The following is a 23,339-nucleotide window of genomic DNA, read 5'->3' on the forward strand; positions in this document are numbered from 1 at the left end:
TCAATCGATTTGTAGGATTTGATCTATTTAATTAAAATTGAATATTATCGATTAGACGCACATCACCTGCATAAGCAACGACAAAACCACGAATATATTTTGCGTCCGAAAAATGTTCGATTGATAACAATGTTTCTTCATCTGTGATTTCAAAATACTCTAACTCGAAAGGAGAGTTTTTAAATTCATTTTCGACGAAAGATTTTACGTCAGCAACATCTTTTCCTTCATTTTTAAGGACAACTGCTTTTGATAAAATTGAATAAATCTGTGGAGCATCAGAAGTTTGTTGCGATGATAAGCGAGCATTTCTTGAACTAAAAGCTAAACCAGAATCTGCACGATGAATTGGCATAGGAACAATTTCTACATCCAAATTCTCTTGTTTTACCATTTCTTGAATGATACGAATTTGTTGAAAATCTTTTTCACCAAAATACGCTCTTGTTGGCTGAACTGCTTTAAAAAGCTTGCAAACAATAGTTGCAACACCATCAAAATGTCCAGGACGAGAAGAACCTTCCATCACTTTATCAATTGTGCCAAAATCGTAATGTTTTGCACCTTCGTTTGCCTCATATAAATCCTCAACAGTAGGCATATAGACAAAATCGCACCCATTTTTCATTAACAATTCTTTATCATTTTCCTCAGTTCGAGGATATTTTGCTAAATCTTCTGGGTTATTAAATTGTGTTGGATTGACAAAAATGCTGACAATTGTGTAGTCATTTTGAGCTTTAGAAGCTTTTACCAAAGACATATGTCCTTCATGTAAAGCGCCCATTGTAGGGATAAATCCTATTGTTTTGTTTTGGTTTTTTAACTCGACGATTGCGGGAGTTAATTTTTCCTTTTCGTTAAATATAACCATAACACTGATTTGTTAAAAAAAAACTAATATCTGGCAAAGCTACTATAAGCAAATAATATATCAACATTTTTTTGTAAATTTGTGCCTTATTATTCATTAGGAAAAGAGAGTAGAAATTATGGAAGGAAAGCGCATATTGTATGTAACAACAGAAATGGTACCTTACTTTCCTGAAAATCCGATGTCTTCTCAAGCATTAGATTTGCCAAAAATCATGCAAAGTAATGGCGCAGATGTAAGAATCTTTATGCCAAGATTTGGAGCAATTAACGAAAGAAGACACCAATTACACGAAGTAATACGACTTTCAGGTATGAACATGATTATTAATGATTTGGATCAACCCTTAATCATTAAAGTAGCATCTGTGCCAGGAGAGCGACTACAAGTGTATTTTATTGATAACGAAGAGTATTTTAAACGTAAAGAAGTTTATGGAGAAGATAATGGATTATTCTCTGATAATGACGAACGTTCTATCTTCTTCGCAAAAGGGGTTTTAGAGACAGTAAAAAAATTAAACTGGAAGCCAGACGTTGTTCATGTAATGGGATGGATGTCAAGTTTAGTGCCATTGTATCTAAAAAAATACTATTCGGATGATCCATTTTTTCAAGATGCAAAAGTTGTTGTTTCTTTATTTGACAATGCTTTTGATGGTGAATTGGATAATGAATTAGTGAAAAAATTAGCTTTTGATAAAGTAGAAGCTGATGTACAAAACTATTTAGAAAAACCTACACATTTAGGGATGATACAAGCTTCTTTGCAATATGCTGATGCAGTAGCAAAAGGAGAAGATGTGATTCCAGAGGATGTAAAAAACTATATAAACCAACAAAATATTCCTTTATTAGATTATTGTTCAAAAGAACAAGCAAAAGAAGTGTATAAAAACTTCTATCTAGAGGAAGTAATGAACTCTAATTAAAATCCGTTGAGATTAATGAAAAAATTTTTGAATGTCCTTTCTGTATCTGTTGCAATGATGATTGGAATGGGAACAATTGTTTCGTGTGAGAGCGAAACATTAGGATTAGATAACAATGTGATTGGTGGTGAGGCTGACGGAAATGCAAAAGTATTAGACGTTATTGCATTTAATGCCAAATTTGATACACTTCGTACTGATAAATTTGTTTTACAAAATGGTGCGTTTGGTGTGTATAATGAACCAATTTTTGGTACAACTTCTTCTAAGTTTTATACACAAATAAGACCTTCATCTATAGGTGATCAGGATTTTGGTACAGAAACGAAAGTTGATTCTGTTAATTTAATCATTCCAGTTTATTACAGTACAACAAAAGATCCTGTTTCTAAAGATACAATCAATTTATCTAAACCAGGAGAAAAACCAAAAGATACAGATACTATCCAGATTACAACAAAGTATGCAGTTGACTCTTTGTATGGTAAAAAGGATTTAGAAATGACGTTGAAAATTAAAGATATTAATACGGTTTTGTATAAAGACTCTAAGTATTTCTCTACTTTAAATGGAAACGAATCTCCTGTCTCTGTAAATTCAAGAGTAATTGGAACAGCAAAAATTGGTAAAACAGTTACCAGTAAAGTTGTAAAACAAAAAACAGGAACAAGCAATATATCAGAAGAAACAGTTGGTTATAAAGTTGCTTTAGATAAAGATTATTTTGACGAAAAGATTATCAAAAATGCTAAAACCGGTTTATTAGCTGATTACGCTACATTTATTCGTGAAAATATCAAAGGTTTAGAATTTTCTGTTGAAGAATCAGATGGATTTATTGTCAATTTTAATCCAAATAAAATGGATTTAAAGATGTATTATTCATACAAAAATCCAACACCGAAGAAAGATACTGATAAAGATTACAAAGAGCGTTTGAATAGTTCTTACGGATTTGATATGACAAATCAATGGAATTCAGGTACTGCAAATAATGCTAATATTATCTTGAGTCAAATTGTCAATAATACAACAGGATCTATTTATTCAACTGTAAAACCTGATTCAATTAATGGAGATGCAAGATTATATTTGAGTGGTATGAGTGGTAATTATGCTCAATTAAAATTTAATGCACAACAATTAGCAGACTTAAAGACAGAAATGTCTCAAAATAAAATTGCTATTCTTGGCGCTAAATTGAAATTTTATATTGATGAATCAACTAATCTTCCAAAACCTCCTTATTTAATTGCGTGGAATAACTACAAAAAAGATAATAAAGAAGTAAATGAACTGTATGCAGATGTGTTAGAGTTTTATAATTCTTATCCAACATCGGTACACTTTAACCCACAAGTAACTGGAAAAACAGATTTTTATACGATCGACATTACAAAACATCTAAAAAGTATGTTAGAGAAAGGTAATGAGTTTAAAGATCAAACAATGTTTATTACTTTGGGGAATTTCTTAACATCAGTTTCTGATGCAACGACTATAAATAGTACAAATCCATATCAAAATAATAGAGCGTACAATCCTTATAGAATCGTGTTACACGGAAATAATACGGAAGATGTTACTAAAAAATTAAAATTATTAGTATATTATTCCAAAAAATAAGAATTTAACTTAAAATACTATATAATATTATGTGTGGAATTGTCGGATACATTGGACATCGCGAAGCGTACCCAATTATTATTAACGGACTAAGAAGACTAGAGTATCGTGGATATGATAGTGCTGGATTAGTTCTTTCTACCGGTACTGATTTTGAATTAGTAAAAACAAAAGGAAAAGTTTCTGATTTAGAAGAAAAATCTTCAAACTTAGATAAAACTCCTCATTTAGGAATCGGACATACACGTTGGGCAACTCATGGTGTACCAAATGATGTAAATTCACATCCTCATATGTCAAACAATGGACGTTTGGTATTAGTTCATAATGGAATTATTGAAAATTATGAATCAATCAAACAACTATTAAAAGATAAAGGTTACGTTTTTCACAGTGATACAGATACAGAAGTTTTAGTAAACTTTATTCAATTATTTCAAGAAGAGCAAAACTTAAATTTAACTGATGCAGTTCGTTTAGCTCTTAATGAAGTGATTGGAGCTTATGCAATTGCAGTTTTAGACAAAGAAGAACCAAATACAATTGTCGTAGGACGTTTAGGTTCTCCATTGGCAATAGGAATAGGTGAAAATGAATTCTTTGTAGCGTCTGATGCTTCTCCGTTTATTGAGTTTACGAAAGATGCGATTTATTTAGAAGATGGTGACATGGCAACAATTACTTTAGATAAAGAAGTTGATGTACGTACGATTAAAAATAACGAAACAGTTTCTTTAGATATTCAAGAATTACAATTGAATATTGAAGCAATTGAAAAAGGTGGTTACGAGCATTTCATGTTAAAAGAAATCAACGAACAACCTCGTTCTATTCGCGATACAATGCGTGGACGTTTGTTAGTTGACGAAGGTGTAATTAAAATGGCTGGTATTTGGGATCATCAAGAGAAATTCTTGAATGCAAAACGTATCATCATTGTTGCATGTGGAACATCTTACCACGCTGGTTTAGTAGCAGAATATATGATCGAAGATTTCGCTCGTATTCCTGTAGAAGTGGAATATGCTTCTGAATTCCGTTACCGTAATCCAATTATCAACAAGCACGATGTCGTAATTGCAATTTCCCAATCAGGAGAAACAGCAGATACATTAGCAGCGCTTAAATTAGCTAAAGAAGCTGGAGCATTTATCTTTGGAATTAATAATGTTGTAGGTTCATCAATTGCTCGTATTACAGATGCTGGTGCTTATACGCATGCAGGTCCAGAGATTGGTGTTGCTTCAACAAAAGCGTTTACAGCTCAGTTAACAATTTTAGCATTGATTGCATTAAAATTAGGAAAACACAATGGTGAATTATCAACAGAGAAATTTACATTGTTAACACGTGAATTAGAGCGTATTCCTGAATTAGTTCAACAAATTTTAGATAACTGTGAAGGTGTAATTGATCAAATCGCTGATAAATACAAAGATAACAGAAATGCAATCTATTTAGGACGTGGATACAATTATCCATCAGCTTTAGAAGGTGCATTAAAATTGAAAGAAATTTCTTACATTCATGCAGAAGGATATCCAGCAGCAGAAATGAAGCACGGACCAATCGCATTATTGGATGAAAATATGCCAGTAATTGTAATTGCAACGAAAAAAGGATACTACGAAAAAGTTGTTTCTAACATACAAGAGATAAAATCACGTAGTGCAAAAGTAATTGCTATTGTAAACGAAGGTGATGAGCAAGTAACTGCTATGGCAGATGATTATGTAGTAATCCCTGAAACTGCAGAAGAATTCTCTCCAATCTTAACTGCTATTCCATTACAATTATTATCGTACTGGATTGCTGTTAAATTAGGTAAGAATGTAGACCAACCTCGTAACTTAGCAAAATCAGTTACTGTAGAGTAAAAATCTTATTCAGATAAATAGTAAAGGGATGATGTTTCAAAATCATCCCTTTTTCATTTTATAATTTTAGAATTAATTATTATTTTCACCAAAAATAACATCATGTTTACAGGAATCGTTGAAGGAGTTGGAAAGCTTATAAAAGCAGAGAAAGATCAATCAAATTTACATTTATGGATTGAAGCAGATTTTTGTGATGAATTAAAAATTGATCAAAGTGTTGCGCACAATGGCGTGTGTTTAACAGTTGTTGATTTCAAAGATGGTCTTTACAAAGTCACTGCTATAGAGGAAACCTTACAAAAAACAAATTTTAACACTTTAAAAGAAGGTGATTTGATCAATTTAGAACGATGTTTGCAGTTCAATGGTCGTATCGATGGTCATATTGTTCAAGGACATGTTGATCAAACTGGAAAAATTGTTTCAATTGAAAATCAAAACGGAAGTTTTTTTCTAACAGTTGAATATGATGAAGCTTCATCTGGAAATGTAACAGTAGAAAAAGGTTCAATCTGTCTTAATGGAATTAGTTTAACAGTTGTAGATAGCAAAATTGGACAATTTTCTGTAGCAATTATTCCATACACTTGGGAATTTACAAATCTAAATCAAGTGAAAGTTGGAGATACATTAAATTTAGAATTTGACATCTTAGGAAAATACGTTAAAAGATTATTCCAAAAATAAAAATGATTAGAAAAAAAAATAACCTATCGCTACCTGTTCGTATTATCATTTATATGGTAACGATTTTGTTATTTACCGCAGGAGCAATCTTGCTAATTACTGCCAATCATTTTAATGATCAAACCAAACAATATCACGAAGATATTCTCAAGAGAAAAGTAAGAGCTGTAGAATCTGCAATAGATTACGAAATGGATAATTATCCTGGTATTGCAACCAAAGATAATATTCATAATTTGTTAGAAGACGGTTTTCTTCGTATTGGAGATATCAACAAAACAGATATTGTGATTTACGATTTGCGTGGAAATAAAATTTTAACAACGCAACCCGTTTCGACAACGTATGATGTTTTACCACAAAAAATATTAGATAAGCTCAAAAATTCTAACGATTTTATTGTTACGAATAAAGATACCAACAACGAGAATGATATCTATTCATCTTACAGTAATATCAAGAATTATTACAACGAAAATATAGCGATTCTTTGTTTACCTTATCAATCTAATCAAGACTTTTTACAACAAGACATGTTTACCTTAATTGGTAGTTATGGTTTAGCTTTTGGAGTAATTCTTTTGTTTGGAACATTGGCGGTGTATTTTGTTACAAAACGTACTTTAAATAAGCTTTGGTCGTTTGCAGATCGTATTCGCGAAACAGAAGTTATCGTCAACAATATGCCGATTCGATATGATGGAAATGATGAAATTAAAGTTTTAGTTGATTCTTATAATGATATGCTGTTTAGGTTGCGCGAACAATCAGATTTGTTAGCAAAACAAGAAAGGGAGGAAGCATGGCGAGATTTTGCAAGACAAGTTGCACATGAAGTAAAGAATCCATTGACACCAATGCGTTTGATGATTCAGAATTATATGCGAAAATTTGATGCCAATGATCCTGATTTGGAAGAAAAAACCATGCGAACAGGTAATATTTTATTACAACAAATCGATACAATTTCTGGTATTGCAGAGGCTTTTTCAGATTTTGCAAAAATGCCATCGCGTAAAGATGAAAAAATTGATGTTGTAGAAGTCATAAAAAATACACTTTATGTATTTCCAATGGAGTTTATCGAGTTTAATTATTCTCCAAATATCATCATGATGCGTTTTGATAAACAATATTTGAACAGAATTATTACCAATATTACAAAGAATGCATTTCAATCTATTCCACAATCTCGTACTGCAAAAGTGAAAGTGGATGTCGCTTTTGTAAAAGATTTTCTTCATATTACCATACAAGATAATGGAAATGGAATTCCAGTAGAATCACAAGATTCTATATTTGTTCCAAAATTTACAACAAAGAATAGTGGCATGGGAATCGGTTTACCAATGGTGAAAAAAATTATTGATGATTACGATGGAACAATTCGTTTCGAAACCGAAATTTCTGTTGGTACAACATTCTACATTTTGATTCCTTACAATGAATAGAAAACCTTTTCGATTCAAACAATTCGAAATTTTTCAAGATAAAACCGCAATGAAAGTAGGCACAGATGGTGTTTTACTTGGTGCTTGGTCGACTTTAGAATTGGGAGAAAATATTTTAGATATTGGAACTGGAACTGGATTAATCTCGTTGATGTTGGCCCAACGTTTTCCAAATGCAAAACTTGATGCGATAGAAATTGATAAAGATGCATTTATACAAGCATCAGAAAATTTTGAGCATTCTATTTTTGCTAATCGTTTAACAATTTTTAATTCATCACTTCAAGAGTATTCAACAGATAAAAAATATGATTTGATTGTCAGTAATCCTCCTTTTTTTGTGGTGAATGATACGGTTGATTTTGATGCGCGTAAACAAGCACGCCAACAAGAAACTTTAACATTCGAAGAATTGCTCCAGAAAACTGCTGAATTACTTCATAAAGACGGTTTGGCGAGTTTTATTATTCCGTATGATCAAATGGGTGTTTTTAGTGAAATTGCCTCGCAAAAAGGATTAAAGCGATCAAAAACAGTTTATGTAAGAGGAAACTCAACAACTGCAATCAAACGAGTTCTGTTAGAATTTAGTTTTCATGAAAAAGAAGTAGAAGAAAAAGAATTAATCATCGAAGTCGAACGTCATCAATACACAGAAGATTATACCAATTTAACAAAAGATTTTTATTTGAAAATGTAATTTTTCTATTGTAAATCTGAATGAAAATTTGTCAATTTGAGTGATTTTTAGAAATGAAATTTATAAAAAGTGTATCTAGAATTAAGATGAATTATATCTTTTTAAAAAATTTAAAACATAAAAAAACCGAGCAATTTGCTCGGTTTTGTATTTATTTCTGATTTTCAAAATGAGTTAAAACTTTGTCTTAATCTCAATCTTAATCTCAATCTTAATTTCAACCTTAAATTGTTGGTCCTCCAGCTAATAAATCAGCAGTAGCAAACTCTTCAAATTTCTTGAAGTTCGCTTTAAATTTATCTGCTAATTCTTTAGCGTTTGCTTCGTAAGCTTCAGTCGAATCAAAAGAAGTTGCAGGATTTAATTTTTCAGGAGATACTCCTTCAATTGCAACCGGAACTTCAAATCCAAAATAAGGATCTTTTTTGAACTCAGCATTGTTTAAATCTCCGTTTAATGCAGCATTAATAACGGCACGAGTATCTTTTAACGACATACGTTCTTTTTTACCATTCCAACCTGTATTGATTAACCAAACGTTTACACCAGTTTTTTCAACTTTATCGCTTAACATTTCAGCATATTTTGTTGGGTGTAACGGCATAAATGGTGCACCGAAACAAGTAGAGAATGTTGTTTGAGGTTCTGTAACTCCAGCTTCTGTACCAGCTACTTTAGATGTATATCCAGAGATAAATAAGTAAGCAGCTTGATCTGGATTTAATTTTGCGATTGGTGGGAAAACACCATAAGCATCAAATGATAAGAAGAAAATATTCTTAGGATTTTTTCCTACAGATGGAACAGCAATATTTTCGATATAATCAATTGGGTAAGAAACGCGTGTGTTTTCTGTAATTGAAGTGTCTGTAAAGTCAACTTCGTTAGTTCCAGGAACTAATTTACAGTTTTCTAATAAAGCACCATCTTTAATTGCTGCAAATATTTCTGGCTCACCTTCTGGAGATAAGTTAATTACTTTTGCATAACAACCACCTTCGAAATTAAAAACTGTATTATCTTCTGTCCATCCGTGTTCGTCATCACCAATTAAGCGTCTGTTTTTGTCTGCAGATAAAGTTGTTTTTCCTGTACCAGATAAACCAAAGAACATTGCAGTATCTCCGTTTTCTCCAGAGTTAGCAGAACAGTGCATTGGTAAAGTGTTTCTAAATACTGGCATGATGAAGTTAAGAGCCGAAAAAATTCCTTTTTTCATTTCTCCTGTATAACCAGTTCCACCATTTAAAACAATTTTACGTTTAAAGTTTAAGATAGAAAAATTGTGTTGTCTCGTACCATCTTCGTTTGCATCAGCAACAAAAGTTGGCGCATTTATAATTGTCCATTCAGAATCTCCAAAGTTTTTTAATTCTTCTTCTGTTGGACGAATAAACATGTTGTAAATAAATAAATTAGCTGCAGGAGATTCAGTAATTGCTCTAATTTTAGTTTTGTATGCATCATCTGCACAAGCAAATGCATCGCGTACATAAATTTCGCGGTTACTTAAATGCTCTACAACTTTATCGTATAAAGCGTCAAATTTATCAGAATCGAAAGGAATATTGATGTTTCCATCCCACCAAACGTTGTCTGCAGTGATTTCGTCTATAACAATAAAACGATCTTTAGGAGAACGTCCTGTAAATTCTCCTGTTAACATATTTACTGCTCCAGAAGATGTAATTTCTCCTTGTCCTAATTCTACCATTTTCTCCGTAAGCTCTTCAGGAGATAATTGATAGTTAATTTTGGAATTTTTTATTCCGTAAGATGCCAATTCTATGCTCATTTTTGTGATTTTTATAGTATTTTAAAATATTAAAGGTAAAAACTTTGCACAAAGTTACAATAAAAAAAAGCTTGAAAAATTTGACTTATGTCATTCACTTAAACGTTTTCGTGAATATTTATTCACCCTATATTTGCAAGTTCTTATGCGTGCATATAAAAAAAAGCTTGTATTTAATATAAGTTTTATATTTTTGCACTAGTTTACAACAATTAAAATTAGAAAATTATGTCTGACATTACATCAAGAGTGAAAGCAATTATCGTAGATAAATTAGGAGTTGACGAAAGCGAAGTTACGCTAGAAGCAAGTTTCACTAACGATTTAGGAGCTGATTCATTAGACACAGTAGAATTAATCATGGAATTCGAAAAAGAATTTGATATTCAAATTCCAGACGATCAAGCAGAAAAAATTTCTACAGTAGGTCAAGCTGTAACATACATCGAAGACTTAAACAAGTAATAGTTCCTATTTTTATGGAATTAAAAAGAGTAGTAGTAACAGGTTTAGGCGCGCTAACACCAATCGGAAATACATACCAAGAATACTGGGATGGATTAGTGAATGGTGTAAGTGGCGCTGCGCCTATTACGCTTTTTGATGCAACTCTTTTTAAGACACAATTTGCTTGTGAGATCAAAAACTTCAATATTGAAGATCATTTTGATCGAAAAGAAGCGCGCAAGATTGATCGTTGTGCCCAATTGGGAATTGTGGCTGCAAGAGAAGCTATCAAACACAGTGGGATCTTAGATGCTGCTAATGTAAACAAAGAGCGTATCGGCGTTATATGGGGGTCTGGTATAGGTGGAATTAAAACTTTTGAAGAAGAAGTTTCTAATTTTGCTACAGGAAATGGAACACCACGTTTCAATCCTTTCTTTATCCCTAAGATGATAGCAGATATCACGCCTGGTCATATTTCAATGGAATTTGGTCTTATGGGACCTAATTATACAACTGTTTCGGCATGTGCCTCTTCTACAAACGCAATTATTGATGCTTACATGTTATTAAGACTTGGAAAAGCAGAAGCTATTGTTACAGGAGGTTCAGAAGCTGCGATTACAGCATCTAGTATTGGAGGATTCAATGCATTACATGCGTTATCTACACGAAATGATGATCCACAAACTGCTTCTAGACCATTCGACAAAGACCGCGACGGTTTTGTAATGGGAGAAGGAGCTGGATGTATTGTTTTAGAAGAATACGAACATGCAATTGCACGTGGAGCTACAATTTATGCTGAATTAGTAGGGACAGGAATGACAGCAGATGCACATCATATTACAGCACCACATCCAGAAGGAGTAGGAGCGTTAAATGTGATGAAAGAAGCTTTATTAGATGCGAATATCAACGTAGAAGACGTGGATCATATCAATATGCACGGAACATCTACACCATTAGGTGATATTGCTGAATCTAAAGCGATTCAAAAATTATTTGGAGAACATGCATACAATATTCAAATCAACTCAACAAAATCAATGACAGGTCACTTATTAGGTGGTGCTGGAATTATCGAGGCGATTTCGACTATTGGAGCAATCAATAATGGTATTGTTCCACCAACAATTAATCATTTTACGGATGATGAAAATCTTGATCCTAAAATTGATTATACATTTAACAAAGCAAAAGAGAAAAATGTAGAATATGCATTAAGTAATACTTTTGGTTTTGGTGGTCACAATGCATGTGTGATATTTAAGAAGTATAAGTAATGTCTTTCTTAAAAAAATTATTTTCTTTTAAAAATCATCGTGATGATTCAAATTCATCTGATCCTTTTTTGAAATTTTTGAAAGAGATCTTGGGTTATACTCCTCAGAATGTTGAGGTATTTAAAGAAGCATTTACCCATAGATCAGCTCAAAAAAAAGATGAAAATGGAAACAGTATAAACTTTGAAAGATTAGAGTTTTTAGGAGATGCATTACTTGGTGCTTCTGCAGCAATGCACTTATACTACAAAGCACCAGATCAACAAGAAGGTTATTTAACCAAAATGCGATCTAAGATTGTTTCGCGTAAACAATTAAATGCAGTTTCGAAACAACTTGGTTTGTTGGATTATTTAGATCCAATGAACAATCACAACAATTTAGGAGAAGATGTAAATGGTGATATGTTAGAAGCTTTGGTAGGTGCAATTTATGTGGATGGAGGAATAGATGCAGTCCAAAAGTTTATTCAGATCAAAATTATTGACCCTTATGCGGATTTAGATCGTTTGGAACACACCATTACAAGTCATAAATCATTGATTTTGGAATGGAGTCAAAAAACAAGAAATACGATAAGATTCAATACATTTGAAGAACAAAATGCTGAAGATCTTCAGGTTTTTGTATCCGTTATACGTCTCAACGACAAAGTCATCTCGAAGGGGAGAGGAACTTCAAAAAAGAAAGCGGAAGAAAGTGCAGCAAAACGCGCCTACTATTCGCTACAAAAGAAAATAGAAAAAGTTTAGAAGCATGGCAGAATTACTCTTATATGACGATTGGATAGATTTCCATCTGATAGGCGTAAATTCTAGTTTCAACACTCCTACACAATTTATTTTCCATCTCAATTCTACTTTTGATACGCGTTTTCAGCGCATCAATGATTTGGATATTTGGTTGGATGATCATACTTACTATTTCGAGACTTACGAATGGTTAGATGAAGCGAATAAAATAGATTATCACATCATTAAAAATATTCCAAATCAATCCGATTTTAAAAAAAATGAAGTAGATTTATCAAATCTTTTCAAAGAGAGCATTATTCTTGTGCCCAATTATAAGGATTGCAATTATATTGTCAAAGTATCTGGTTGGGAAGATAACATAGAAAATCTTCAACTTCCGTTTGTAGAAAAAGATTTTATAAAATTGATAAAAAAAATAGATGTCGATCTTATTAGCAATGCTGACAGATTGGTATTCTAACAAAATATTGTGCATAAAAAAAAGGGAAAAATTATGATTTACGATAGACAATATCTTAAAAAGACAAAAATTGTCGCGACTTTAGGTCCGGCAACAGAAAGTCCAGAGATCTTATTAGAAATGATGAGAAAAGGAACAGATGTGTTCCGTATTAACTTTTCACACGCAGACTATGCGGACGTGAAACGTAAGATTGAAACAATTCATCAATTAAATAACGATCATGGCTACAATACAGCAATTTTAGCAGATTTACAAGGGCCAAAATTGCGTATTGGAAAAATGGAACATGAAGATTTCGTTATCAATCCAGGAGAAATTTTAACATTCACGAACGAAGATGTTGTAGGAACAAAAGAAAAAGTTTTTATGACGTACAAAAAATTTGCTCAAGACGTGCAAGTGGGTGAAAATATTTTGATAGATGACGGAAAATTAATCTTCAAAGTAATTGAAACAAATGGAACTGATATTGTTAAAGCAGAAACAATTCAAGGAGGTCCATTGCGTTCTAAAAAAGGAGTTAACTTACCAAATACAAATATTTCTTTACCAGCTTTAACAGAAAAAGATAAAGAAGATGCAAAATTCGCGATTGAAAATCGTGTCGATTGGTTTGCATTATCTTTTGTACGTTCTGGACAAGATGTAAAAGATTTATCAGAATTTATCAAAGAAAATGGAACATTAAAAATTCCAATTATTTCTAAAATCGAAAAACCAGAAGCATTAGAAAATATCGATGATATTTTAGAATTTTCTGACGGTTTGATGGTTGCTCGTGGAGATTTAGGAGTAGAAGTTCCGTTTGAAATTGTTCCAAAAGCGCAAAAACAATTAATTGATAAAGCTAAATTAGCACGTAAACCAGTTATTGTTGCAACGCAAATGATGGAAACGATGATTTCTAGTTTAACACCAACTCGTGCTGAGGTTTCTGACGTTGCAAATGCAGTTTTTGATGGAGCAGATGCGGTAATGTTATCAGGAGAGACTTCTGTTGGTCAATACCCAGTTCAAGTAATTGAAAAAATGACGAAGATTCTTCAAACTGTAGAGGATGATGATCACGTACATGTACCAGAGCACAAACCATTAGTGAAAAACGAACGTTTTGTAACAGATATGGTTTGTTATAACGCAGCTAAAATGGCTCAGGATACAGGAGCAAAAGCAATTGCGACATTAACATATTCAGGTTATACAGCTTTCCAAATTTCATCTCATCGTCCAAATTCATTTATTTTGGTATTTAACCCAAGTAAACGAATCAATCGTATGTTGAATTTATTATGGGGTGTAAAAGCAATTAATTACGATCCAAGAGATACATCAACAGATCAAACGGTAACCGAAGTTAATATTTTAGCTAAAAATGCAGGTTACGTAGAATATGGTGATTATATCATCAACTTGAATGCAATGCCAGCATTTGAGAAAGGAATTACAAATACATTACGTATTTCGATGATTTAAGATTCAAATAAATTTTAATTATAAATCCGGCTCATTTGAGCCGGATTTTTTTTGCATTAAAATGTTAGAACAATTATCGAATGACTTTTATTGATTTATTTCTGAAATAAACAAACCCAGCTCCAATAGCTATGAACAGTAATAGATAAGCAGAGTCGTTAATTGGAGCACCAGGAGTATCAGGATCATCAACAGTAGCAATATCATTTGATTGTGATTGTGATGAAAAGAATGATACTTGATCTTCATCATTTGCATAGATAAATGGTGAAAATGATAAAATTATTATTAAGATAAGTTTTTTCATTAGAATAAAGTTTTTAAAGTTGTTGTTTTAGAATCTGAAGTAGTTACTTTGATTAATAAGACTTGATTATTTTTCTTTACTTCTGATAATACAAGTTGATTATTCGATGTCTTTTTAGAGATAACTTTTCGACCTGTGATATCATAAACCTCTACAAAAGTGATTTCTTTTTGAGATTTTAATACAAGTGTATTATTTGTATTGTATAATGTTACATCTTGTTTTGATAAGTCTGTAGTAGATAACATTTTGTTCTGATAAATTACTTCAAAACGATTGTTATAAATACCTGGTTGAGCATCAAAAGTGTAATGATCTTTAGTTAAATCAATTACTTGATTAAGATCTTTGTCTCTTAAATAAATTGCTTGATTATCAAAATTCTCTGTGTTACTTAATTTTATTGTATAAGGTGCATTTTCTTTCGCATCAAATCCTAGTTGAACTATATCTTCTGTTGTGAAAGGTGCACGTCCCTGAATTACATATTTTTCTTCATTTCCATCTATGATAGAAAATAATGTAGATCCGTTGAACATTCTATTCAATGTAGCATCAATTTGATGATCAACACCATTTGTAGCATCTTGCATATAAGTTACTAAGATCTGATTTTTAGCTTGTGTGCCTTCATACAAATCTAATCTCACACGCTTTGTATCTTCTTCTTTTTTATGAAAAATAACATCGTTATCCCATCCTGTAAAATTATTGCTTAAGAAAATACTTCTAGGATTGTCTTTCATTTCTACAAAAAAACCTTGTCCTATTGCAATATTTCCGTTAGGTATTTTTCCACCTGCAGCAGCTTGTACACCACCTGCTCTCGTATAAGAAGAATAGTTGTTACTAGCATAACCATTTGTTGTTAGAGGAGATTCTTGTGTCCAGAAATACAATGCAGAAATATCTTCATTGTATTGCAATAAATAGTTTGCATGAATTGGTGCAGGATATGGATTACCAATTAAGTTATATCCAAAATTATTTTTTGTTACAGGAATAGATAATAATCCTGTATTCAATTTACCAACAAATTTACCAATATGTTTTTTTCCTGGTTTTGTTGTAGGGAAATCTGAACCAACTCGAATATGATAGCCTATACCAACTTCAAAATCATAGCTTGTAGGATTTTCTAAGTTAGCATTAGGATATAAAGGATCTTCAACAAATAAACTAGCAAATTTGTTTGTTTTTTCGTTGTATTTGTAGAATCTTTTTAACAATGTATTTGGCGAAAAATCTCTAAGGTTTTGATTTTTAACAGGAGATGACCATAAAGCAGCATCGTTAAAAATCATAGGTGAACTTTCTTGTAAAATTGTAAATTCACCAATTGCAGAAGGGTTATTTCCCCATTGAACTAATCCACTATTGTTTCCTGTAACTATGAATTTATCAGCAGATAATTTATTCTCGATAATAGGTGCAATAATAGCAGCATAATTATTAACTGTAACAGAACCACTTTCTAAGGTGAATTTATTTGTTTGAATACGTGAATTATTAAGAATCAAATCACCTCTTACAATAGCTTCTTTTGTATCTGTTGGTTCTCCTACAGACCAAGAAGTACCGTTCCAAACTGTAGATGTAGCATCTTTTACGATGATGGTATAGTCTTCTAACTGCCCTCCAAAGCGAGGATCACAAGGGCCATAAGTAACGTGAAGAGTATTGCTGTAAGTATTTGATACATCACCAACAATTCTCATTCTAAGTGGAGTGTTTTTTATAGCTGTGGTAGGTATAGTAATCGTTGTTGATAAATTTGTAACATTCCCAAGTAAATCAAGATTAGATAAAACAACTTCATCAGCATCAAAAACACCATTTCCATTATAATCTATATAAACATAAACTTTTCTTCTGTTTGTTGTATTTTGAGTGCTAATACTTAAAGGATATGAATTTCCTTCAGTCACTTCTGTGATATAAGCAGAGTTTACATTGTTATTTTTTGTAAAGTCATTGTGTAGATTACTACTTAATCCTTTTTTATAGATTGTATTAAACTCTACTTGATCAAAACGAATATATCGAGAAGTTGTAAGTTCAGTTACTTCACAAGCTTCTACAGGAATATTACTCGTCCCATCTGCAGGTGTTAAAGCTAAAGAGGTTAAGAAAGATGATCTAAACTCTAAGAATTTTTCTATAGACCTATCAGTCTGCCCTTGAGTAAAAATTGATCGTCCATTTGGACCACCAGATCCATAGTTTAAAACATTACTTACAATATCATCAAAAGGCTGGTTTGTACAATGATTGATAATAGAAGAAGTTGGACTACTCGTTAAATATTTAGAATAATAATAATTTCCGTTTATAGTTGGTGCTGTATCAGCGATAAAATCACCTGTAGTATACGGATCACTAGATTCTGTTTCTGTACAATTTGTATTAGAAGACCCTCCAAAAACATGGTGTAAGCCTAATGCATGCCCAACTTCGTGTCCAAAAGTTGCCATATTTTCTCTCACTACACCTGAACGCATCACTGTATAATCATAAATAGTTCCGGCGCTTTCTGGCATTCTTGCATAGCCATTTAGACCACTTTCTCCTGAATCAAACTTGTTAAAAACATATACATTATAATAGCTTTTTGGATCCCAAAAACTTGTTTTTATTAAATCTTCGGCTTCATATCCATTTTTAGTATCATAATTTACACCATGGGTTGAGTATTTAGAGTCTTTTGAATAGTCTAACCTAATGATACCATTTGTTGGTTTGTTATCTGCAGTTCTTTTTGCTAAGACTAGTCTAAAGGGATAATTAGCACTAGTGTTATTTTGGTAATAAGTATTGGCGTAAAGACCATTTGTATAATCAATCCATTTTTTTATTTGTTCATCACTAGGGTTTGTCTGACTTCCTAAAGGAGAATTATCAACAAATAAATGTACAACAATTGGAATCTCATAGATTTGATTAGCTTTTCTATTTAAGAATTTGCCAGTCTTCATTTCTTCTGCGATTCTCTTATTAGATAATTCAGCAATTTGTCTTATTTGAGGATTGTTTTTTAAAAAAGCCTCATTCATTTCATCAGTAGCGCAATATTCTTGCGCGCTAGCATAACCATTTGATAAGAGGAATAATGATAATAATTTAAAATAGAGTAATTTTTTGCTCATATGATATATGTTTAAAGATTGTTGCAAATTTTATATTTACTTATACAATAACAAAGTATATGCAGGGTAGTTGTTTGTATAAAAAGGGTAGTTTTTTATAAAAAAGGGTAGTTGAATGGGTAGTATTTCAAAAAATAAATAATCTTTAGAAATATAATACTATAATATTATTGTTAAAAATTCCGAAATCTTTAAACTTAAGTCTTTAATTGTGAGTAGTATAATTTATTGTTTTAATGGGTATTGTAAATTATAATTTTATAAAAAAATAAGTATAATCTTTCCTATATTTGCAAGTTCGAATTAGAAGAATTTATGTGTATTTATAATGTGATCTTATCTGGTGGTGTTGGAAGTCGACTTTGGCCACTTTCACGAAAAAGTCATCCCAAACAATATTTACCTTTGTTTAATGAAAAATCATTATTCGAATTAACTATCCAACGTAATCGACCAATTGCGGATAAGTTAATGGTGATAGGTAATAAAGATAATGATCATTTAAGTCAAGAAGTTCTTGATAAAATAGATGTAGAATACACAAAAATTGTAGAAGCTGTTCCACGTAATACTGCTGCTGCGATTGCTTTTGCTGCTTTAGCAGTTGAGGAAGATGATATTTTGATTGTAACGCCTTCGGATCATTTGATTGAAGATATGGAAGCGTATCAAGACGCGATGAAAAAAGCGATAGATTTAGCTCAGAATGATCATATTGTGACATTTGGTGTGCATCCAACTCGTCCAGAAACAGGATATGGCTATATCGAACATAAAAAAGATAATGTGCTATCGTTTCGTGAAAAACCAAATCATATTACAGCGCAAGATTTTATTGAGCAAGGCAATTTTTTGTGGAACAGTGGGATGTTTTGTTTCAAGGCGAGAATTTTATTGAAAGAATTGAAGAAGTTTGAAAAAGAAATTTATGAAGCGTCTAAAATAGCATGGTCTGAAAATGTAAATGGAGAGCTGAATGAAGAACTTTCGATGAATATTCCTTCAAATAGTATAGACTATGCGGTGATGGAACGAAGCAAAAAAATAAAAGTGGTTCCGGCTAAATTTATTTGGAACGACTTAGGTTCTTTCGAATCCTTATATGATTATTTTGTGATGAATGGACATTATGTTGATCGAAATGGAAATATGGTGATTGGAACAGATGTGTATACATCTTTTGTAGGGCTTCAGAATTGTATATTTGTCAATACACCAACAGCGAATTTAATTCTACAAAAAGAATATTCACAAGAAGTAAAAAATGTTTATACACATTTAGAAAAAAGAAATTCGGAATTAATATAAAAACAAAAGCTCTCAAATTTGAGAGCTTTTTTATTGCTATATTCCTTAAAATTAATTCAACAATATTCCCTAAATTTGTCATTCCAACAATATTATTATAAATGACAACTGGAATAACTTTCGGAATATTTGACTTACTTCACGCGGGACACGTTATGATGCTTGAAGAAGCAAAAAGACAATGTGATTACTTGATTGTAGGTCTTAATACAGATCCTGCAGCAGTAGACCCTTCAAAAAATAGCCCTACACAATCTATCGTAGAACGCTATATACAATTGGAAGGATGTCGTTATGTAGACGAAATAATCCCATACGAAACCGAACAAGATTTGTTTGATATGTTAAGTGCATTACCAGTAAATATTAGAATTATTGGTGAAGAATACCGAAATATAGATTTTACAGGAAAACAATATTGTTTAGATAATAATATTCAAATTTACTACAACAAACGTACACATCGCTTCTCTAGTTCAGGATTAAGAAGGGTAGTTGCGACTTCTGAAAAGGAGAAATAATGAAAACAGTATTTATAACTGGCGTAGCTGGTTTTATAGGTTATCATTTAGCTGAAAAGTTAATCGAAAAAAATATTCAAGTTGTTGGAATTGATAATATAAACGATTATTACACTGTTCAGTTAAAATATGATCGATTAAAAGAATTAGGAATCGATCAAGAATTTGCTTCAAATTTTGATCAAAAAGTCATTTCGTCTAAACACGAAGAAAAAATGATTTTCTATCGCATGAATTTAGAAGATAAAGAATCATTGGCACAACTTTTTAAAACATATTCTTTTGATGCTGTAGTTAACTTAGCTGCACAAGCAGGAGTTCGTTATAGTATCGAAAATCCCGATGCCTATGGACAGAGTAATTTGGTTGGTTTTCTAAATATATTAGAATGTTGCCGAAATTATAACGTCAAAAAGTTACTTTACGCAAGTAGTTCAAGTATCTATGGAAACTCTTCTGATGTTCCTTTTTCAACAAATCAAAACGTTGATCATCCCATTAGTTTATACGCTGCAACCAAAAAAGCAAATGAGTTGATGGCGCATGCCTATAGCCATTTGTATGATTTCCAAACTATAGGATTACGATTTTTTACAGTTTATGGACCTTGGGGAAGACCAGATATGGCAATGTTCTTGTTTACAGATGCTATTCTTAACCGTCGCCCATTAAAAGTATTTAATCACGGCGATTTATCCCGAGATTTTACATACATTGATGATATTATTCAAGGAATAGACAAAATCCTTGAAGATAAAAATACAAACGAAAAATACCAATTATACAATATAGGAAATAGTAAACCTGTTCAATTAATGGATTTTATCAAAGAAATTGAAAAATCGACAGGAGAAAAAGCTATTTTAGAAATGTATCCGATGCAAGCAGGAGATGTTAATCAAACATGGGCCGATGTCCAAGATTTGAAAGATAAATTTGGCTATAACCCAACTTATCCGGTTGACAAAGGTGTTTTCAATTTTGTACAATGGTATAAAAAATATTATAAGAAATAATGAAAGCTACTGAAACGAAATTGAAAGGTTGTTTTATTTTAGAACCAGCTGTTTTTGAAGATTCAAGAGGTTTTTTCTTTGATTCGTATACCAAAAAAATACAATAGTTTTGGTTATAAATAATTCAAGTTCTTTAATTGAAAGGCTTTTAAATAAATATATAAGCAAAGAAACTTGTTTAAACGATTAAAAAATTGCGAAACCACTAAGAAAAAGTGGTTATGGTGAATATTTACAAGAGATTTGTAAGTGATATGAAAAAGAAGAACTTAATTATATTTGGAACAAGACCAGAAGCTATAAAAATGGCTCCATTGGTAAAAGAATTCAAAAAAAATAGTGATTTTGAAACAAAAGTTTGCGTAACAGCTCAACATAGAGAAATGTTGGACCAAGTGTTAGATTTCTTTGAAATTAAGCCAGATTTTGATTTAAATTTAATGAAACCTAATCAAAATCTTTTTTCATTGACTGCGGATATTATTACAGAATTAAAGCCTGTTCTAGAAGATTTTCAGCCAGATTATGTATATGTACATGGAGATACCTCTACTTCATCTATAGCTGGTTTAGCAGCATTTTATGCAGGAGCTAAAGTCTGTCATGTAGAAGCAGGTTTACGAACACATAATAAATGGTCTCCATTTCCAGAGGAAATGAATAGACAATTGACAGGTAGATTAGCTGATTTTCATTTTGCTCCAACGCAACAGTCTTATAATAATTTAATTAAAGAGAATATCAAATCAGAAAATATTATCATTACAGGTAATACTGTAATTGATGCATTATTGGATAGTTCAAAAAAAGTTCAATCAATCAAAAATGAAGAGATAGAGTATTTAAAAACAATTGTAGACTTTTCAAAGAAATTAATATTAGTAACTGGACATCGTCGAGAAAATCATGGACAAGGTTTTATTAATATTTGTGAAGCCTTAAAAGAAATTGCGCTTAATAATACTGATGTACAAATCATTTACCCAGTGCATTTAAATCCTAATGTACAAAAGCCGGTACATGATATATTGTCAAATATCCCCAATATCAAATTAATAGATCCTTTGGCTTATCCTGCTTTTGTTTGGCTAATGTCGCAATCTTATATGATTATTACCGATTCTGGAGGAGTGCAAGAAGAAGCACCTTCATTAGGAAAACCAGTTTTAGTAATGCGAAACTCAACAGAAAGGCCAGAGGCAGTAGAAGCAGGAACAGTAGTTTTAGTTGGAACTGATAGATTTAAAATTATTGATGAAGCAAACGATTTGTTGAAAAATCAAAATAGATATAATTCGATGAGTGAATTACATAATCCTTATGGTGATGGAAAAGCTTGTGAACGAATAGTAAAGTTTATTCAAACTTTATAATTAAAATTAAGAATAGGATTAATATTCTGTAATTAGATAATTTGTTTAATCAACTAAAAGATCGAAAAATATAAAATAAACATCAAGAGTGAGTTGTCAAACAAAAATATGATACAATTATATCCATAGTTTAGTTGGCAATTTTTTTTAAATCTTTAGCTAAATGATTATTTGAAAGAAAGTGATGTAATTAATAATACGAAAAGGGCTTTTGCCTAAAGAAGAAGTGAATAAAAGATTATAATGAAAGTAATAGAAACGAAATTGAAAGGTTGTTTTATTTTAGAACCAACTGTTTTTGAGGATTCAAGAGGTTATTTTTTTGAGTCGTACAACGAAAAAAAAATGGAAGAAATTTTAGGATATAAACCACACTTTGTTCAAGATAATCAGTCTCGTTCGTCTTATGGTGTTGTTCGTGGTTTACATATGCAAGCAGGAGAGTACGCACAAGCGAAATTGGTGCGTGTAATTGAAGGAGCTGTGCTTGATGTCGCAGTAGATGTACGTCCAGGTTCAGAAACCTATGGAAAAGCTGTCGCAGTAGAATTATCAGCAGAAAATAAAAAACAATTGTTTATTCCGAGAGGCTTTTTACATGGTTTTTCGGTGATTTCAGAAACAGCAACATTTTTCTATAAATGCGATAATGTGTACAACAAAGCATCTGAAGACGGCGTTAACCCTTTAGACATCGAACTGAATATAGATTGGCAAATTCCAACAGATAAAATGATAATTTCTGAGAAAGATCAAGAAGCACAATCGTTTGGTGAGTTTAGATTGAAGAGGTTATAAAGTTAAGAAGTTATAATGTTAAGAGGTTATAGATTAGAAATTATGTAATTTTCCATCTAACCATCTAACCATCTAACCATCTAACCATCTAACAAAAAAATATGGATAAAATTAATTCTCATAAAGACCTTAAAGTTTGGCAAGAATCAATGATACTTGTAGAAGAAATTTATAGATTAACAAGTAAATTCCCTAAAGAGGAACAATTTGGATTAATTAGTCAAATGAGAAGAGCATCAATTTCAATTCCTTCTAATATAGCAGAAGGAGCAGGAAGAAATGGATATGCTGAGTTCATACGTTTTTTATATATTAGTTTAGGATCATTAAGTGAATTAGAAACACAAGTTGAGATTTCATATCGCTTAAAATATTCAAAAGAGAATGAAATAATTACAAATAGAATTTTCTTTATAAAAAATATGTTATCAAAATTAATTAATAAGTTGAAAGAAGATAAATAGCTAAAAGGAAAAGAGGTTAGAAGATTAAAAAGAGATAA

22 protein-coding genes are annotated in these 23,339 nt (G+C 31.6%); 18 read left to right on the top strand and 4 right to left on the bottom strand.

Going from position 1 to position 23,339, the window contains the following annotated elements:
- Positions 1–31 precede the first annotated feature (31 nt).
- Positions 32–874 (bottom strand): pantoate--beta-alanine ligase, encoded by an 843-nt coding sequence (gene panC, locus AC2I98_RS10945; protein ID WP_486411717.1) that lies wholly within the window; start codon positions 872–874, stop codon positions 32–34.
- Positions 875–992: 118 nt separating this feature from the next.
- On the opposite strand from panC, the gene AC2I98_RS10950 reads away from it, so the two are divergent.
- The 6 genes from AC2I98_RS10950 to AC2I98_RS10975 all read left to right on the top strand — a co-directional run bounded on the left by AC2I98_RS10950 (position 993) and on the right by AC2I98_RS10975 (position 8,149).
- A complete protein-coding gene (locus AC2I98_RS10950; protein WP_486411718.1) occupies positions 993–1,805 on the top strand; it encodes a glycogen/starch synthase in 813 nt (270 codons plus the stop codon).
- Between the two features lie 15 nt (positions 1,806–1,820).
- Entirely contained in the window at positions 1,821–3,431 is a 1,611-nt protein-coding gene (locus AC2I98_RS10955; RefSeq protein ID WP_486411719.1) for a DUF4270 family protein, read from the top strand.
- Positions 3,432–3,460: 29 nt separating this feature from the next.
- The gene (glmS, locus tag AC2I98_RS10960; protein ID WP_486411720.1) at positions 3,461–5,308 is read left to right on the top strand and encodes a glutamine--fructose-6-phosphate transaminase (isomerizing); all 1,848 of its coding nucleotides are present in this window, start codon (positions 3,461–3,463) and stop codon (positions 5,306–5,308) included.
- A 102-nt stretch (positions 5,309–5,410) separates the two neighbouring features.
- The gene (locus AC2I98_RS10965; RefSeq protein ID WP_486411721.1) at positions 5,411–5,998 is read left to right on the top strand and encodes a riboflavin synthase; all 588 of its coding nucleotides are present in this window, start codon (positions 5,411–5,413) and stop codon (positions 5,996–5,998) included.
- Positions 5,999–6,000: 2 nt separating this feature from the next.
- Positions 6,001–7,449, top strand: coding sequence for an ATP-binding protein (locus AC2I98_RS10970; RefSeq protein ID WP_486411722.1), 1,449 nt, complete (start codon positions 6,001–6,003; stop codon positions 7,447–7,449).
- Positions 7,442–8,149 (top strand): tRNA1(Val) (adenine(37)-N6)-methyltransferase, encoded by a 708-nt coding sequence (locus tag AC2I98_RS10975; RefSeq protein ID WP_486411723.1) that lies wholly within the window; start codon positions 7,442–7,444, stop codon positions 8,147–8,149. The genes AC2I98_RS10970 and AC2I98_RS10975 overlap by 8 nt, the downstream gene beginning before the upstream one ends.
- A 223-nt stretch (positions 8,150–8,372) precedes the next feature.
- Here AC2I98_RS10975 and pckA read toward each other — a convergent pair whose 3' ends face one another.
- Complete coding sequence (gene pckA, locus AC2I98_RS10980) at positions 8,373–9,944, bottom strand: phosphoenolpyruvate carboxykinase (ATP) (protein ID WP_486411724.1); 1,572 nt, start codon at positions 9,942–9,944, stop codon at positions 8,373–8,375.
- Between the two features lie 228 nt (positions 9,945–10,172).
- Here pckA and AC2I98_RS10985 point away from each other — a divergent pair, with 228 nt between their 5' ends.
- Genes AC2I98_RS10985 through pyk form a run of 5 tightly spaced genes read left to right on the top strand, consistent with a single transcriptional unit; the run spans position 10,173 to position 14,368 of the window.
- Positions 10,173–10,409 (top strand): acyl carrier protein, encoded by a 237-nt coding sequence (locus AC2I98_RS10985; RefSeq protein WP_038336002.1) that lies wholly within the window; start codon positions 10,173–10,175, stop codon positions 10,407–10,409.
- Positions 10,410–10,423: 14 nt separating this feature from the next.
- Positions 10,424–11,677, top strand: a complete 1,254-nt coding sequence (fabF, locus tag AC2I98_RS10990; RefSeq protein ID WP_486411725.1) for a beta-ketoacyl-ACP synthase II — start codon at positions 10,424–10,426, stop codon at positions 11,675–11,677.
- A complete protein-coding gene (rnc, locus tag AC2I98_RS10995; RefSeq protein ID WP_486411726.1) occupies positions 11,677–12,429 on the top strand; it encodes a ribonuclease III in 753 nt (250 codons plus the stop codon). The genes fabF and rnc overlap by 1 nt, the downstream gene beginning before the upstream one ends.
- Positions 12,430–12,433: 4 nt before the next feature.
- Complete coding sequence (locus AC2I98_RS11000) at positions 12,434–12,892, top strand: IPExxxVDY family protein (RefSeq protein ID WP_486411727.1); 459 nt, start codon at positions 12,434–12,436, stop codon at positions 12,890–12,892.
- Between the two features lie 33 nt (positions 12,893–12,925).
- Positions 12,926–14,368 (top strand): pyruvate kinase, encoded by a 1,443-nt coding sequence (gene pyk / locus AC2I98_RS11005; protein ID WP_486411728.1) that lies wholly within the window; start codon positions 12,926–12,928, stop codon positions 14,366–14,368.
- Between the two features lie 73 nt (positions 14,369–14,441).
- Here pyk and AC2I98_RS11010 read toward each other — a convergent pair whose 3' ends face one another.
- On the bottom strand, positions 14,442–14,675 hold the full coding sequence (locus AC2I98_RS11010) for a hypothetical protein (RefSeq protein ID WP_486411729.1): 234 nt from the start codon (positions 14,673–14,675) through the stop codon (positions 14,442–14,444).
- Positions 14,675–17,821: a M43 family zinc metalloprotease gene (locus tag AC2I98_RS11015; protein WP_486411730.1), complete on the bottom strand. Its 3,147-nt coding sequence runs from the start codon at positions 17,819–17,821 to the stop codon at positions 14,675–14,677. The genes AC2I98_RS11010 and AC2I98_RS11015 overlap by 1 nt, the downstream gene beginning before the upstream one ends.
- Before the next feature lie 315 nt (positions 17,822–18,136).
- On the opposite strand from AC2I98_RS11015, the gene AC2I98_RS11020 reads away from it, so the two are divergent.
- The 7 genes from AC2I98_RS11020 to AC2I98_RS11050 all read left to right on the top strand — a co-directional run bounded on the left by AC2I98_RS11020 (position 18,137) and on the right by AC2I98_RS11050 (position 23,301).
- Positions 18,137–19,129, top strand: coding sequence for a mannose-1-phosphate guanylyltransferase (locus AC2I98_RS11020; RefSeq protein WP_486411731.1), 993 nt, complete (start codon positions 18,137–18,139; stop codon positions 19,127–19,129).
- A 101-nt stretch (positions 19,130–19,230) separates the two neighbouring features.
- Entirely contained in the window at positions 19,231–19,650 is a 420-nt protein-coding gene (locus AC2I98_RS11025; RefSeq protein WP_486411732.1) for an adenylyltransferase/cytidyltransferase family protein, read from the top strand.
- Positions 19,650–20,666, top strand: a complete 1,017-nt coding sequence (locus AC2I98_RS11030; protein ID WP_486411733.1) for an NAD-dependent epimerase/dehydratase family protein — start codon at positions 19,650–19,652, stop codon at positions 20,664–20,666. The genes AC2I98_RS11025 and AC2I98_RS11030 overlap by 1 nt, the downstream gene beginning before the upstream one ends.
- Positions 20,666–20,773 (top strand): dTDP-4-dehydrorhamnose 3,5-epimerase family protein, encoded by a 108-nt coding sequence (locus AC2I98_RS11035; RefSeq protein WP_486411734.1) that lies wholly within the window; start codon positions 20,666–20,668, stop codon positions 20,771–20,773. The genes AC2I98_RS11030 and AC2I98_RS11035 overlap by 1 nt, the downstream gene beginning before the upstream one ends.
- A gap of 147 nt (positions 20,774–20,920) precedes the next feature.
- Positions 20,921–22,039 carry a non-hydrolyzing UDP-N-acetylglucosamine 2-epimerase gene (gene wecB / locus AC2I98_RS11040; RefSeq protein WP_486411735.1) on the top strand — a complete coding sequence of 373 codons (1,119 nt, stop codon included), beginning with the start codon at positions 20,921–20,923 and terminating at the stop codon, positions 22,037–22,039.
- A 243-nt stretch (positions 22,040–22,282) separates the two neighbouring features.
- A complete protein-coding gene (gene rfbC, locus AC2I98_RS11045) occupies positions 22,283–22,837 on the top strand; it encodes a dTDP-4-dehydrorhamnose 3,5-epimerase (RefSeq protein WP_486411736.1) in 555 nt (184 codons plus the stop codon).
- Positions 22,838–22,938: 101 nt separating this feature from the next.
- A complete protein-coding gene (locus tag AC2I98_RS11050) occupies positions 22,939–23,301 on the top strand; it encodes a four helix bundle protein (RefSeq protein WP_486411737.1) in 363 nt (120 codons plus the stop codon).
- Positions 23,302–23,339: the final 38 nt, after the last annotated feature.

Source organism: Empedobacter sp. EJD.6dd, assembly GCF_057369435.1.

Excerpts from the sequence above, each read along its gene's own strand:
- panC (WP_486411717.1), bottom strand. The coding sequence starts at position 874 with ATGGTTATATTTAACGAAAAGGAAAAATTAACTCCCGCAATCGTCGAG.
- AC2I98_RS10950 (WP_486411718.1), top strand. The coding sequence starts at position 993 with ATGGAAGGAAAGCGCATATTGTATGTAACAACAGAAATGGTACCTTAC.
- AC2I98_RS10955 (WP_486411719.1), top strand. The coding sequence starts at position 1,821 with ATGAAAAAATTTTTGAATGTCCTTTCTGTATCTGTTGCAATGATGATT.
- glmS (WP_486411720.1), top strand. The coding sequence starts at position 3,461 with ATGTGTGGAATTGTCGGATACATTGGACATCGCGAAGCGTACCCAATT.
- AC2I98_RS10965 (WP_486411721.1), top strand. The coding sequence starts at position 5,411 with ATGTTTACAGGAATCGTTGAAGGAGTTGGAAAGCTTATAAAAGCAGAG.
- AC2I98_RS10970 (WP_486411722.1), top strand. The coding sequence starts at position 6,001 with ATGATTAGAAAAAAAAATAACCTATCGCTACCTGTTCGTATTATCATT.
- AC2I98_RS10975 (WP_486411723.1), top strand. The coding sequence starts at position 7,442 with ATGAATAGAAAACCTTTTCGATTCAAACAATTCGAAATTTTTCAAGAT.
- pckA (WP_486411724.1), bottom strand. The coding sequence starts at position 9,944 with ATGAGCATAGAATTGGCATCTTACGGAATAAAAAATTCCAAAATTAAC.
- AC2I98_RS10985 (WP_038336002.1), top strand. The coding sequence starts at position 10,173 with ATGTCTGACATTACATCAAGAGTGAAAGCAATTATCGTAGATAAATTA.
- fabF (WP_486411725.1), top strand. The coding sequence starts at position 10,424 with ATGGAATTAAAAAGAGTAGTAGTAACAGGTTTAGGCGCGCTAACACCA.
- rnc (WP_486411726.1), top strand. The coding sequence starts at position 11,677 with ATGTCTTTCTTAAAAAAATTATTTTCTTTTAAAAATCATCGTGATGAT.
- AC2I98_RS11000 (WP_486411727.1), top strand. The coding sequence starts at position 12,434 with ATGGCAGAATTACTCTTATATGACGATTGGATAGATTTCCATCTGATA.
- pyk (WP_486411728.1), top strand. The coding sequence starts at position 12,926 with ATGATTTACGATAGACAATATCTTAAAAAGACAAAAATTGTCGCGACT.
- AC2I98_RS11010 (WP_486411729.1), bottom strand. The coding sequence starts at position 14,675 with ATGAAAAAACTTATCTTAATAATAATTTTATCATTTTCACCATTTATC.
- AC2I98_RS11015 (WP_486411730.1), bottom strand. The coding sequence starts at position 17,821 with ATGAGCAAAAAATTACTCTATTTTAAATTATTATCATTATTCCTCTTA.
- AC2I98_RS11020 (WP_486411731.1), top strand. The coding sequence starts at position 18,137 with ATGTGTATTTATAATGTGATCTTATCTGGTGGTGTTGGAAGTCGACTT.
- AC2I98_RS11025 (WP_486411732.1), top strand. The coding sequence starts at position 19,231 with ATGACAACTGGAATAACTTTCGGAATATTTGACTTACTTCACGCGGGA.
- AC2I98_RS11030 (WP_486411733.1), top strand. The coding sequence starts at position 19,650 with ATGAAAACAGTATTTATAACTGGCGTAGCTGGTTTTATAGGTTATCAT.
- AC2I98_RS11035 (WP_486411734.1), top strand. The coding sequence starts at position 20,666 with ATGAAAGCTACTGAAACGAAATTGAAAGGTTGTTTTATTTTAGAACCA.
- wecB (WP_486411735.1), top strand. The coding sequence starts at position 20,921 with ATGAAAAAGAAGAACTTAATTATATTTGGAACAAGACCAGAAGCTATA.
- rfbC (WP_486411736.1), top strand. The coding sequence starts at position 22,283 with ATGAAAGTAATAGAAACGAAATTGAAAGGTTGTTTTATTTTAGAACCA.
- AC2I98_RS11050 (WP_486411737.1), top strand. The coding sequence starts at position 22,939 with ATGGATAAAATTAATTCTCATAAAGACCTTAAAGTTTGGCAAGAATCA.